Here is a 13,060-nt window from a genome sequence, read left to right as displayed (position 1 = left end):
AGATATGCCATAAATATAGCAAATAATATATTAATATACATATCATGTATTTATAAATATCTAAGCGAAGATATGGTTCTCAATGATGGTAATTTTTGTTATGAATTTGTGGTGTTTCGCCTAAATTTCTCGTTCCAAAATCATAAAAATCGGGTATGTTTTAGCAGAGTATGCTGCTAAGGCACGGGTAGTCATACACAAAACGAAATAAAGTGCTGTACAACAACATCACAATACACGTAATAACCAGAAGAATGGGGATTCTCAGGATGAATATAAAGGGTAAAGCGTTACTGGCAGGATGTATCGCGCTGGCATTCAGCAATATGGCTCTGGCGGAAGATATCAAAGTCGCGGTTGTCGGAGCGATGTCTGGCCCGGTAGCCCAGTATGGTGACCAGGAATTTACTGGCGCAGAGCAGGCAGTTGCGGATATTAACGCCAAAGGCGGCGTTAAAGGCAACAAACTGCAAATCGTAAAATATGACGATGCCTGTGATCCGAAACAGGCGGTAGCAGTGGCGAACAAAGTTGTTAACGACGGCATAAAATATGTGATTGGCCACCTCTGTTCTTCATCAACGCAGCCAGCGTCTGACATCTATGAAGATGAAGGTATTTTAATGATCACCCCAGCGGCAACCGCGCCAGAACTGACCGCGCGTGGCTATAAGTTGATTATGCGCACCACTGGCCTGGACTCTGACCAGGGACCAACAGCGGCGAAATATATTCTTGAGAAAGTGAAACCGCAGCGTATTGCTATCGTTCATGACAAACAGCAGTACGGTGAAGGTCTGGCGCGTGCGGTACAGGACGGCCTGAAGAAAGGTAACGCTAACGTGGTGTTCTTTGACGGCATCACCGCCGGAGAAAAAGACTTCTCAACCCTGGTGGCGCGTCTGAAGAAAGAGAATATCGACTTCGTTTACTACGGCGGTTACCACCCGGAAATGGGGCAGATCCTGCGTCAGGCACGTGCGGCGGGGTTGAAAACCCAGTTTATGGGGCCGGAAGGTGTGGCTAACGTCTCGCTGTCTAATATCGCGGGCGAGTCAGCGGAAGGTCTGCTGGTGACCAAGCCGAAGAACTACGATCAGGTTCCGGCGAACAAACCAATTGTTGACGCGATCAAAGCGAAAAAACAGGATCCAAGCGGCGCATTCGTGTGGACCACCTACGCGGCACTGCAATCTTTACAGGCGGGTCTGAACCAGTCCGACGATCCGGCTGAGATCGCCAAATACCTGAAAGCGAACCCGGTTGATACGGTGATGGGGCCGCTGACCTGGGATGAGAAAGGCGATCTGAAAGGTTTCGAGTTCGGCGTGTTTGACTGGCACGCTAATGGCACGGCGACCGATGCGAAGTAATCATTAATCGGCAACCCAGGGTTGCCGTCAAATTGCTGATATCAAGTTCATTGCTTCATGCCGGATGCGGCGTAAACGCCTTATCCGGCCTACAAAATCTACAGAAATCAGTAAATTGAAATACACATTGTAGGCCTGATAAGCGTAGCGCATCAGGCAATCCCTCGTTTGTCATCACACCTGAATATTAATGCTTTTCCCAGCCGCCCGGTTGTTCCTTAAATCCCAACGCCTGCATAAACGCCGCCATCACGCTGCGATCTTCCACACCGGCATCCGCCATCCACCAGCATGAAACGCCAGGATTGTTACGTAACACCTCTTCCAGCAGATATTGCCCCACACCGCGTCGGCGGGTGACTTCCCGCACGCGTAGGGAATCCAGTGCCCCCTGAGTGCCGCTTAAGGTTACTCGCACGGCAGCAAGCAGACGCTCGTTAAAACGCGCGGCGTAGATACGGTGGTTATCGTCAACCTGTAAAGACGCAGGGGAATACTCCGGCCAGATCTTTTGCAGGTCAATCCGGTCCTGGTCGCTAAAATTTTCTAATCGAATGATGGTCAGCTTCATAGGTAACCCGTACAAATCACAAAAGTGGAACCAGTGTAGCGAAATAATTTAATCGGAGGCTTTCTCTTTTTTATTTCTTTTGGCAGGTGATTAATTTTTTTTCAGCAATAATTATAAATTAAAAACATTAGAGAATGAAAATTGTCCAGCATAATCCCCTGAATGGTAGTGAATTATTCCGCCCTTTGTGTCGTTATTTTATGCTGACAACGGCGCTTTTTTCTGTTTATCTATCAATAAATTCAGAATATTATCTGTTCTTAATCGACTGAAAAATAGGGATTTTAATCGCTATTATCACAAAATACTGCGCTAAACCCTTAATCAGACAGGCAAAACAGTGCAGTATAAAAAAAGAACAGCCAGATTTTTTAATACATAAAAACAAAGCAACACAACATTACGAGTGGGGATTTTGAATAATGAAACGGAATGCGAAAACTATCATCGCAGGGATGATTGCACTGGCAATATCACACACCGCGTTGGCCGACGATATTAAAGTTGCCGTTGTCGGCGCGATGTCTGGCCCGGTTGCCCAGTGGGGCGATATGGAATTTAACGGTGCTCGCCAGGCAATCAAAGACATTAACGCGAAAGGAGGAATTAAAGGCGATAAGCTGGTTGGCGTGGAATATGACGACGCCTGCGATCCGAAACAAGCCGTTGCGGTCGCCAACAAAATCGTTAACGACGGCATTAAATACGTTATTGGTCATCTCTGTTCCTCCTCTACCCAGCCGGCGTCGGACATCTATGAAGACGAAGGTATTCTGATGATCTCGCCGGGGGCGACCAACCCGGAACTGACTCAACGCGGTTATCAACACATCATGCGCACTGCCGGGCTGGACTCCTCCCAGGGGCCGACTGCCGCGAAATACATTGTTGAGACGGTGAAACCCGAGCGCATCGCCATTATTCACGACAAACAACAGTATGGCGAAGGGCTGGCGCGTTCGGTGCAGGACGCGTTGAAAGCGGCTAATGCCAATATCGTCTTCTTCGACGGCATTACTGCTGGCGAGAAAGATTTCTCCGCGCTGGTTGCCCGGCTGAAAAAAGAAAACATCGACTTCGTTTACTACGGCGGTTACTACCCGGAAATGGGGCAGATGCTGCGCCAGGCTCGTTCCGTCGGCCTGAAAACCCAGTTTATGGGGCCGGAAGGTGTCGGTAACGCGTCGCTGTCGAACATTGCCGGTGATGCTGCCGAAGGTATGTTGGTCACTATGCCAAAACGCTATGACCAGGATCCGGCAAACCAGGGCATTGTTGATGCGCTGAAAGCCGACAAGAAAGATCCAACCGGTCCCTATGTCTGGATCACCTACGCAGCGGTGCAATCTCTGGCGACTGCCCTTGAGCGTACCGGCAGCGATGAACCGCTGGCGTTGGTGAAAGATTTAAAAGCTAACGGTGCTAATACCGTGATTGGGCCGCTGAACTGGGATGAAAAAGGCGATCTGAAGGGATTTGATTTTGGTGTCTTCCAGTGGCACGCCGACGGTTCTTCCACGGCAGCCAAGTAATCATCCCACTGCCCGTGAAAAGCGGGCAGGTTTAGAAAGGTTACCTTATGTCTGAGCAGTTTTTGTATTTCTTGCAGCAGATGTTTAACGGCGTCACGCTGGGCAGTACTTACGCGCTGATTGCCATCGGCTACACCATGGTTTACGGCATTATCGGCATGATCAACTTCGCCCACGGCGAGGTTTATATGATCGGCAGCTACGTCTCGTTTATGATCATCGCTGCGCTGATGATGATGGGCATTGATACCGGCTGGCTGCTGGTGGCGGCGGGATTCGTCGGTGCAATAGTCATTGCCAGCGCTTACGGCTGGAGTATCGAACGGGTAGCGTATCGCCCGGTGCGTAACTCTAAACGTCTGATTGCCCTTATTTCCGCGATTGGCATGTCTATCTTCCTGCAAAACTACGTCAGCCTGACCGAAGGTTCGCGCGACGTGGCGCTGCCCAGCCTGTTTAACGGTCAGTGGATAGTGGGTCATAGCGAAAACTTCTCTGCGTCTATTACCACCATGCAGGCGGTGATCTGGATTGTCACCTTCCTCGCCATGCTGGCGCTGACGATTTTCATTCGCTATTCCCGTATGGGACGCGCGTGTCGTGCCTGCGCGGAAGATCTGAAAATGGCGAGTCTGCTTGGCATTAACACCGACCGGGTGATTGCGCTGACCTTTGTGATTGGCGCAGCGATGGCGGCGGTGGCAGGCGTTCTGCTCGGTCAGTTCTACGGCGTGATTAACCCCTATATTGGCTTTATGGCCGGGATGAAAGCCTTTACTGCTGCGGTACTCGGCGGGATTGGTAGCATTCCGGGGGCGATGATTGGCGGGCTGATCCTGGGGATTGCGGAGGCGCTCTCTTCTGCCTATCTGAGTACGGAATATAAAGATGTGGTTTCATTCGCCTTGCTGATTCTGGTGTTGCTGGTGATGCCGACCGGTATTCTGGGGCGTCCGGAGGTAGAGAAAGTATGAAACCGATGCATATTGCAATGGCGCTGCTCTCTGCCGCCATGTTCTTTGTCCTGGCGGGCGTCTTTATGGGCGTGCAACTGGAGCTGGACGGCACCAAACTGGTGGTCGACACGGCTTCGGATGTCCGTTGGGAATGGGTGTTTATCGGCACGGCGGTGGTCTTTTTCTTTCAGCTTGTGCGACCTGCTTTCCAGAAAGGGTTGAAAAGCGTTTCCGGGCCGAAGTTCATCCTGCCAGCGATTGATGGTTCCACGGTGAAACAGAAGCTGTTCCTCGTGGCGCTGCTGGTGATTGCGGTGGCGTGGCCGTTTATGGTGTCGCGAGGGACGGTGGATATCGCCACTCTGACCATGATCTATATTATCCTCGGCCTCGGGTTGAACGTGGTGGTAGGGATTTCCGGCCTGCTGGTGCTCGGTTATGGCGGATTTTACGCCATTGGTGCTTACACCTTTGCGCTGCTCAATCACTATTATGGTCTTGGCTTCTGGACCTGTCTGCCGATTGCCGGTCTGATGGCAGCGGCGGCGGGCTTCCTGCTCGGTTTCCCGGTGTTGCGTCTGCGCGGTGATTATCTGGCGATCGTTACTCTCGGCTTCGGTGAAATTGTGCGTATTTTGCTGCTCAATAATACTGAAGTTACCGGCGGTCCGAACGGCATCAGCCAGATCCCTAAACCGACCTTTTTTGGCCTCGAGTTCAGTCGTACTGCCCGTGAAGGCGGCTGGGATACCTTCAGTAATTTCTTTGGCCTGAAATACGATCCGTCCGATCGCGTCATCTTTCTCTACCTGGTGGCCTTGTTGCTGGTGGTGTTTTCCTTATTCGTCATTAATCGCCTGCTGCGGATGCCGCTGGGTCGCGCATGGGAAGCGTTGCGTGAAGATGAAATCGCCTGTCGTTCGCTGGGTTTAAGCCCGCGCCGTATCAAGCTGACAGCCTTTACCATCAGCGCCGCGTTTGCGGGTTTCGCCGGAACGCTGTTTGCTGCGCGCCAGGGCTTTGTCAGCCCGGAATCCTTCACCTTTGCCGAATCGGCATTTGTGCTGGCAATTGTGGTGCTCGGTGGCATGGGGTCACAGTTTGCGGTGATTCTGGCGGCAGTTCTGCTGGTGGTGTCGCGCGAGTTGATGCGTGATTTCAACGAATACAGCATGTTGATGCTCGGTGGCCTGATGGTGCTGATGATGATCTGGCGTCCACAGGGCTTGCTGCCCATGACACGCCCGCAACTGAAGCTGAAGAACGGCGAAGCGAAAGGAGAGCAGGCATGAGTCAGACATTATTATCTGTTAACGGCCTGATGATGCGCTTCGGCGGCCTGTTGGCGGTGAACAACGTCAATCTCGAGCTGTACCCGCAGGAAATCGTCTCGTTAATCGGCCCTAACGGTGCCGGAAAAACCACGGTCTTCAATTGCCTGACCGGATTCTACAAACCCACCGGCGGCACCATTTTACTGCGCGATCAGCATCTGGAAGGTTTGCCCGGCCAGCAAATTGCCCGCATGGGCGTGGTGCGCACCTTCCAGCATGTGCGTCTGTTCCGTGAAATGACAGTGATTGAAAACCTGCTGGTGGCGCAGCATCAGCAACTAAAAACCGGGCTGTTTTCCGGCCTGTTGAAAACGCCTTCTTTCCGTCGCGCCCAGAGTGAAGCGCTCGACCGCGCCGCAACCTGGCTTGAGCGCATTGGTTTGCTGGAACACGCCAACCGCCAGGCGAGCAACCTGGCCTATGGCGACCAGCGTCGTCTGGAGATTGCCCGCTGCATGGTGACGCAGCCGGAGATTTTAATGCTCGACGAACCGGCGGCAGGTCTTAACCCGAAAGAGACCAAAGAACTGGATGAGCTGATTGCCGAGCTGCGTAATCATCACAACACCACTATCTTGTTGATTGAGCACGATATGAAGCTGGTGATGGGGATTTCAGACAGAATCTACGTGGTTAATCAAGGGACGCCACTGGCAAATGGTACGCCGGAGCAGATCCGTAATAACCCGGACGTGATCCGTGCCTATTTAGGTGAGGCATAAGATGGAAAAAGTCATGTTGTCCTTTGACAAAGTCAGCGCCCACTACGGCAAAATCCAGGCGCTGCATGAGGTGAGCCTGCATATTAATCAGGGAGAGATTGTTACCTTGATTGGTGCGAACGGAGCAGGGAAAACCACCTTGCTCGGTACGTTATGCGGCGACCCGCGCGCCACCAGCGGACGAATTGTGTTTGATGATAAAGACATTACCGACTGGCAGACGGCGAAAATCATGCGTGAAGCAGTGGCGATTGTCCCGGAAGGGCGTCGTGTCTTCTCGCGGATGACGGTGGAAGAGAACCTGGCAATGGGCGGTTTCTTTGCCGAAAGAGATCAGTTTCAGGAGCGCATAAAGTGGGTCTATGAGCTGTTCCCGCGTCTGCATGAGCGCCGTATTCAGCGGGCGGGCACCATGTCCGGCGGTGAACAGCAGATGCTGGCGATTGGTCGTGCACTGATGAGCAATCCGCGTTTGCTGCTGCTTGATGAGCCATCGCTCGGACTGGCACCGATTATCATCCAACAAATCTTCGACACCATCGAGCAGTTGCGCGAGCAGGGAATGACCATCTTCCTCGTCGAACAGAACGCCAATCAGGCGCTGAAGCTGGCAGATCGCGGCTACGTGCTGGAAAACGGTCATGTGGTGCTCTCCGATACCGGCGACGCACTACTGGCGAACGAAGCGGTGAGAAGCGCGTATTTAGGCGGGTAATAACGCGTTGATTGATAAGGAGTCAAAAGACTCCTTTGAGACAGGTGACAAATGTAAAATTGCCTGATGCGCTGCACTTATCAGGCCTATTGGGTGAGTTGCAATATATTGAATTTGCACGATCTTGTAGGCCGTATAAGGCGTTCACGCCGCATCCGGCATGAAACGATAAGCACATTATCTACAATCTGTAGAGTTTGACTCAGACCTTCTATTTTCCCGCTTATCCGTGCCCCATCTCCCATTTTCCCTCACCCGTACCGTCACCGCCTTGTCATCTTTCTGACACCTTACTATCTTAAAAATGTAACAAAAGAGTTATTTTTCTGTAATTCGAGCATGTCATGTTACCCCGCGAGCATAAAACGCGTGAATTCGCGCATCCGGTACAACAAGAGAGATAATCAATGAAACCGTTACATTATACAGCTTCAGCACTGGCGCTCGGATTGGCGTTAATGGGGAATGCACAGGCCGTGACGACTATTCCGTTCTGGCATTCGATGGAAGGGGAACTGGGTAAAGAGGTGGATTCTCTGGCTCAACGTTTTAACGCCGAAAACCCGGATTACAAAATTGTACCGACCTACAAAGGCAACTACGAACAGAATTTAAGCGCGGGTATCGCAGCATTTCGTACCGGTAACGCGCCGGCTATTTTGCAGGTTTATGAAGTTGGCACCGCCACCATGATGGCGTCGAAAGCGATTAAACCGGTGTATGAAGTATTTAAAGATGCGGGGATTAACTTCGATGAGTCGCAGTTTGTGCCGACGGTTTCAGGCTACTACTCCGACAGCAAAACCGGACATTTACTCTCCCAACCGTTCAACAGCTCGACTCCCGTTCTCTATTACAACAAAGATGCTTTCAAAAAAGCAGGGTTAGACCCGGAGCAGCCGCCGAAAACCTGGCAGGATTTGGCTGACTATGCCGCAAAACTGAAAGCCTCCGGTATGAAGTGCGGCTACGCCAGCGGCTGGCAGGGCTGGATCCAACTGGAAAACTTTAGCGCCTGGAATGGCCTGCCATTTGCCAGCAAAAACAACGGGTTTGACGGCACAGATGCGGTGCTGGAGTTCAACAAGCCGGAGCAGGTGAAACATATCGCCATGCTGGAAGAGATGAACAAGAAGGGCGATTTTAGCTACGTCGGGCGTAAGGATGAATCCACCGAGAAGTTCTATAACGGTGATTGCGCGATGACGACCGCCTCTTCCGGTTCGCTTGCCAACATTCGAGAGTATGCCAAATTCAACTATGGCGTAGGCATGATGCCTTACGACGCCGATGCGAAAGATGCGCCACAAAACGCCATTATCGGCGGAGCCAGCCTGTGGGTGATGCAGGGCAAAGATAAGGATACTTACACCGGTGTGGCGAAGTTCCTCGACTTCCTCGCGAAGCCAGAAAACGCTGCTGAGTGGCATCAGAAAACCGGTTATCTGCCGATCACTAAAGCGGCTTATGACCTGACTCGTGAGCAGGGCTTTTACGAGAAAAACCCAGGAGCGGATACTGCGACGCGTCAGATGCTGAACAAGCCGCCGTTGCCGTATACCAAAGGACTGCGTCTGGGCAATATGCCGCAGATCCGCGTAATTGTGGATGAAGAGCTGGAGAGCGTGTGGACCGGTAAGAAGACGCCACAGCAGGCGCTGGATACCGCCGTTGAGCGTGGGAATCAGTTGCTGCGCCGCTTTGAGAAATCGACGAAGTCTTAATCAGTGTAATGTCGGATGCGTTTCGCTTATCTGACCTGGCATCGCGTGTAGGCCGGATAAGCGAAGCGCATCCGGCACAGTTCAGGAATTAACCGTAATGTCATCATCCCGTCCGGTGTTCCGCTCGCGCTGGCTGCCTTATTTGCTGGTCGCGCCGCAGCTCATCATCACCGTTATCTTTTTTATCTGGCCTGCGGGCGAAGCGTTGTGGTACTCGCTACAAAGCGTCGATCCGTTTGGTTTCTCCAGCCAGTTTGTCGGGCTGGATAACTTCGTCACGCTGTTCCATGACAGTTACTATCTCGACTCCTTCTGGACGACGATAAAATTTAGCACCTTTGTCACCGTCAGCGGTTTGCTGGTGTCGCTGTTCTTTGCGGCGCTGGTGGAGTACATCGTGCGCGGCAGCCGTTTCTATCAAACTTTAATGTTGTTGCCGTATGCTGTGGCTCCCGCCGTTGCCGCCGTATTGTGGATCTTCCTGTTTAACCCCGGTCGCGGGCTGATCACTCATTTTCTTGCTGAGTTCGGCTATGACTGGAACCACGCGCAAAACAGCGGCCAGGCGATGTTTCTGGTGGTGTTCGCCTCGGTGTGGAAGCAAATCAGCTACAACTTTCTGTTCTTCTATGCCGCGCTGCAATCCATTCCCCGTTCACTGATCGAAGCGGCGGCCATTGACGGCGCAGGCCCGATTCGCCGCTTCTTTAAGATCGCGTTACCGCTTATCGCTCCGGTGAGTTTCTTTCTGCTGGTGGTTAATCTGGTGTACGCCTTCTTCGACACCTTCCCGGTGATTGATGCCGCTACGTCCGGTGGGCCAGTACAGGCCACTACCACGCTGATTTATAAGATCTACCGCGAAGGCTTTACCGGACTGGATCTGGCTTCGTCTGCCGCGCAGTCGGTGGTGTTGATGTTCCTCGTCATCGTGTTGACGGTGGTGCAGTTCCGCTATGTTGAAAGCAAGGTGCGTTACCAATGATTGAGAACCGTCCGTGGCTGACGATATTCAGCCATACCATGCTGATCCTTGGGATTGCGGTGATCCTCTTCCCGCTGTACGTGGCGTTTGTCGCAGCGACGCTGGATAAACAGGAAGTCTACGCCGCGCCGATGACGCTGATCCCCGGCACGCATCTGCTGGAGAATATCCATAACATTTGGGTAAACGGAGTAGGCACGAATAGCGCGCCATTCTGGCGGATGTTGCTTAACAGTTTCGTGATGGCGTTCAGCATTACGCTGGGCAAAATTACCGTTTCGATGCTCTCGGCATTCGCCATCGTCTGGTTTCGTTTTCCGCTGCGTAACCTCTTCTTCTGGATGATTTTTATTACTCTGATGCTGCCGGTTGAAGTGCGTATTTTCCCGACGGTAGAAGTGATCGCCAATCTGAAGATGCTCGACAGCTACGCAGGTTTAACGCTGCCGCTGATGGCCTCAGCGACCGCTACGTTCCTGTTCCGGCAGTTCTTTATGACGCTGCCGGATGAGCTGGTGGAAGCGGCTCGTATCGACGGTGCGTCACCGATGCGCTTCTTTTGCGACATTGTCTTTCCGCTGTCAAAAACCAATCTGGCGGCGCTGTTTGTGATCACCTTTATCTACGGCTGGAACCAGTATCTGTGGCCGCTGCTGATTATTACCGATGTTGATCTCGGCACCACCGTGGCGGGGATTAAAGGGATGATCGCCACTGGCGAAGGCACGACAGAATGGAACTCGGTGATGGCTGCGATGTTGTTAACCCTGATCCCACCAGTATTGATTGTTTTAGTGATGCAGCGTGCCTTTGTGCGCGGCCTGGTCGATAGTGAGAAATAAGATGGCAGGACTGAAATTACAGGCAGTAACCAAAAGCTGGGATGGCAAAACCCAGGTCATTAAACCGCTGACGCTTGATGTGGCAGACGGTGAATTTATTGTGATGGTTGGGCCGTCTGGCTGCGGAAAATCCACGCTACTGCGCATGGTTGCCGGGCTGGAGCAGGTGACTGAGGGCGATATCTGGATCAACGAGCAGCGCGTAACCGAAATGGAGCCGAAAGATCGCGGGATTGCGATGGTGTTCCAGAACTACGCGCTTTATCCGCATATGAGCGTAGAGGAGAATATGGCGTGGGGGCTGAAAATTCGCGGTATGGGCAAGCAGCAAATTGCTGAACGTGTCAAAGAAGCAGCACGCATTCTCGAACTTGACGGTTTGCTTAAGCGCCGTCCACGCGAGCTTTCTGGCGGTCAGCGTCAGCGTGTGGCGATGGGGCGCGCGATTGTGCGCGATCCGGCGGTGTTCTTGTTTGATGAGCCGCTCTCTAACCTCGATGCCAAGCTGCGCGTACAGATGCGTCTTGAGTTGCAACAGTTACACCGTCGTCTGAAAACGACATCACTCTACGTCACCCACGATCAGGTTGAAGCGATGACCCTCGCCCAGCGAGTGATGGTAATGAACGGCGGCGTTGCCGAACAGATTGGCACGCCGGTTGAAGTGTACGAAAAACCCGCCAGCCTGTTTGTGGCGAGTTTTATCGGCAGTCCGGCGATGAACCTGCTGACAGGTCGTGTGAATAACGAAGGTACGCACTTCGAGCTGGACGGCGGCATCGTACTACCGTTGAACGGTTATTATCGGCAGTATGCCGGGCGTAAAATGACCCTCGGTATCCGCCCGGAACATATTGCGTTAAGCTCGCAGGCAGAAGGCGGCGTGCCGCTGGTGATGGACACGCTGGAGATCCTCGGCGCTGATAATCTGGCGCACGGACGCTGGGGCGATCAGAAGCTGGTGGTACGACTGACGCATCAGGAACGCCCGACGGCAGGCAGCATGTTGTGGCTGCATTTGCCGGAAAATCAGCTACATCTTTTTGATGGTGAAACAGGACAACGAGTATGAGTAACTGGCCTTATCCCCGCATCGTCGCCCACCGTGGCGGCGGTAAACTTGCCCCGGAAAACACCCTGGCGGCAATCGACGTGGGGGCAAAATACGGTCATAAGATGATCGAATTTGACGCGAAGTTATCGAAAGATGGTGAGATCTTCTTGCTCCATGATGACAACCTCGAACGTACCAGCAACGGCTGGGGCGTCGCGGGCGAACTGAACTGGCAGGATTTACTGCGCGTGGATGCAGGCAGTTGGTACAGCAAAGCGTTTAAAGGTGAGCCGCTGCCGTTGCTTTCGCAGGTGGCGGAACGCTGTCGCGAACACGGGATGATGGCGAATATCGAAATCAAACCCACCACCGGCACCGGGTCGTCGACGGGCAAAATGGTGGCACTGGCGGCACGCGAACTTTGGGCGGAGATGACCCCGCCGCTGCTGTCATCGTTTGAGATTGATGCTTTAGAAGCCGCACAATTGGCAGCACCGGAACTGCCGCGCGGTTTGTTGCTTGATGAGTGGCGCGACGACTGGCGCGAACTGACTACGCGGCTGGGCTGCGTTTCTATTCATCTCAATCATAAGTTGCTCGATAAAGCGCGAGTGATGCAGTTGAAAGACGCTGGGTTGCGGATTCTGGTTTATACCGTCAACAGACCCCAGCGAGCGGCAGAGTTGCTGCGCTGGGGTGTGGATTGCATCTGTACTGATGCGATTGACGTGATCGGGCCAAATTTTACGGCCCAATAGTTTTCAACGGAAGGTCAGGCTGCGATGTGCTGGGTGGATTCAGCATGTCGCCGTTTCTCCTCTCTTGCAGCATATGCTGCTGATTCAACGAACTATCCGGATTACGGTTGCCGTTTAACATCCCGCCGTTGTTGTTGGGCAGCATTTGCTGCCGGGCGGGATTTAGCTCCCCCGGCTGCGACTGCAATACCCGCTGCGAGTTGCTGTTAATCTGATTTTCTAAATGCTGCTGTTGTAATTGCGTCTGAGTTTTCAGTTGCTGATTCAGCATCCCTTTTTGTTGGATTTGCTGAGTCTGCATCTGGGTTTGCATCCGTTGCTGGCTGGGGATTTGATATCCCGGCTGGTTAGGATTATTCAGAGTATTAATGGGCTGTGCAAAGCCGACAAACGGCAGGAGTGCCGTCAAAAGCAGAAGTCGTTTCATCGCGTATCCTCCTCTGAAGATATCCTTTAAGTTTACTCGCTTCCCGGCAAAACGATGATTATTTCAG

The 13,060-nt window shown here is 52.6% G+C and carries 13 protein-coding genes; 11 read left to right on the top strand and 2 right to left on the bottom strand.

What is annotated here, in order from left to right; all coding sequences use genetic code 11:
* Nucleotides 1–269: 269 nt before the first annotated feature.
* Nucleotides 270–1,373 (top strand): branched chain amino acid ABC transporter substrate-binding protein LivJ, encoded by a 1,104-nt coding sequence (gene livJ, locus A9587_RS13115; RefSeq protein ID WP_010381090.1) that lies wholly within the window; start codon nt 270–272, stop codon nt 1,371–1,373.
* Nucleotides 1,374–1,560: 187 nt separating this feature from the next.
* Here the strand turns inward: livJ and panM are convergent, their stop codons facing one another.
* Nucleotides 1,561–1,944 (bottom strand): aspartate 1-decarboxylase autocleavage activator PanM, encoded by a 384-nt coding sequence (gene panM, locus A9587_RS13110; protein ID WP_000778773.1) that lies wholly within the window; start codon nt 1,942–1,944, stop codon nt 1,561–1,563.
* A gap of 422 nt (nt 1,945–2,366) precedes the next feature.
* Between panM and livK the strand changes: the two genes are divergently transcribed.
* From livK to ugpQ, 10 genes are all read left to right on the top strand, one after another.
* Entirely contained in the window at nt 2,367–3,476 is a 1,110-nt protein-coding gene (gene livK, locus A9587_RS13105) for a high-affinity branched-chain amino acid ABC transporter substrate-binding protein LivK (RefSeq protein ID WP_001517262.1), read from the top strand.
* A 47-nt stretch (nt 3,477–3,523) separates the two neighbouring features.
* Nucleotides 3,524–4,450, top strand: a complete 927-nt coding sequence (livH, locus tag A9587_RS13100; RefSeq protein ID WP_001295106.1) for a high-affinity branched-chain amino acid ABC transporter permease LivH — start codon at nt 3,524–3,526, stop codon at nt 4,448–4,450.
* Nucleotides 4,447–5,724, top strand: a complete 1,278-nt coding sequence (gene livM / locus A9587_RS13095; RefSeq protein ID WP_105263309.1) for a branched chain amino acid ABC transporter permease LivM — start codon at nt 4,447–4,449, stop codon at nt 5,722–5,724. The genes livH and livM overlap by 4 nt, the downstream gene beginning before the upstream one ends.
* Nucleotides 5,721–6,488 (top strand): high-affinity branched-chain amino acid ABC transporter ATP-binding protein LivG, encoded by a 768-nt coding sequence (gene livG, locus A9587_RS13090; protein ID WP_000084170.1) that lies wholly within the window; start codon nt 5,721–5,723, stop codon nt 6,486–6,488. Before livM ends, livG begins: the two co-directional genes overlap by 4 nt.
* Before the next feature lies 1 nt (nt 6,489).
* On the top strand, nt 6,490–7,203 hold the full coding sequence (gene livF, locus A9587_RS13085; protein ID WP_000416891.1) for a high-affinity branched-chain amino acid ABC transporter ATP-binding protein LivF: 714 nt from the start codon (nt 6,490–6,492) through the stop codon (nt 7,201–7,203).
* A gap of 407 nt (nt 7,204–7,610) precedes the next feature.
* Nucleotides 7,611–8,927, top strand: coding sequence for a sn-glycerol-3-phosphate ABC transporter substrate-binding protein UgpB (ugpB, locus tag A9587_RS13080; RefSeq protein ID WP_000803211.1), 1,317 nt, complete (start codon nt 7,611–7,613; stop codon nt 8,925–8,927).
* 97 nt (nt 8,928–9,024) lie between these two features.
* Nucleotides 9,025–9,912 carry a sn-glycerol-3-phosphate ABC transporter permease UgpA gene (gene ugpA, locus A9587_RS13075; protein WP_000099289.1) on the top strand — a complete coding sequence of 296 codons (888 nt, stop codon included), beginning with the start codon at nt 9,025–9,027 and terminating at the stop codon, nt 9,910–9,912.
* Nucleotides 9,909–10,754 (top strand): sn-glycerol-3-phosphate ABC transporter permease UgpE, encoded by an 846-nt coding sequence (ugpE, locus tag A9587_RS13070; RefSeq protein WP_000572182.1) that lies wholly within the window; start codon nt 9,909–9,911, stop codon nt 10,752–10,754. Before ugpA ends, ugpE begins: the two co-directional genes overlap by 4 nt.
* 1 nt (nt 10,755) lies before the next feature.
* Entirely contained in the window at nt 10,756–11,826 is a 1,071-nt protein-coding gene (ugpC, locus tag A9587_RS13065) for a sn-glycerol 3-phosphate ABC transporter ATP binding protein UgpC (protein ID WP_105263308.1), read from the top strand.
* Nucleotides 11,823–12,566, top strand: a complete 744-nt coding sequence (gene ugpQ / locus A9587_RS13060) for a glycerophosphodiester phosphodiesterase (protein WP_001517261.1) — start codon at nt 11,823–11,825, stop codon at nt 12,564–12,566. The genes ugpC and ugpQ overlap by 4 nt, the downstream gene beginning before the upstream one ends.
* Here the strand turns inward: ugpQ and A9587_RS13055 are convergent.
* Nucleotides 12,553–12,993 carry a DUF2756 family protein gene (locus tag A9587_RS13055; RefSeq protein WP_000826135.1) on the bottom strand — a complete coding sequence of 147 codons (441 nt, stop codon included), beginning with the start codon at nt 12,991–12,993 and terminating at the stop codon, nt 12,553–12,555. The genes ugpQ and A9587_RS13055 overlap by 14 nt on opposite strands.
* Between the last annotated feature and the right edge of the window lie 67 nt (nt 12,994–13,060).

This window comes from Escherichia sp. MOD1-EC6162 (assembly GCF_002965125.1).
Classification (GTDB): Bacteria; Pseudomonadota; Gammaproteobacteria; order Enterobacterales; family Enterobacteriaceae; genus Escherichia; species Escherichia marmotae.
The sequence above is the reverse complement of the archived record's forward strand: the minus strand, read 5'-3'. Positions and strand labels throughout refer to the sequence as shown.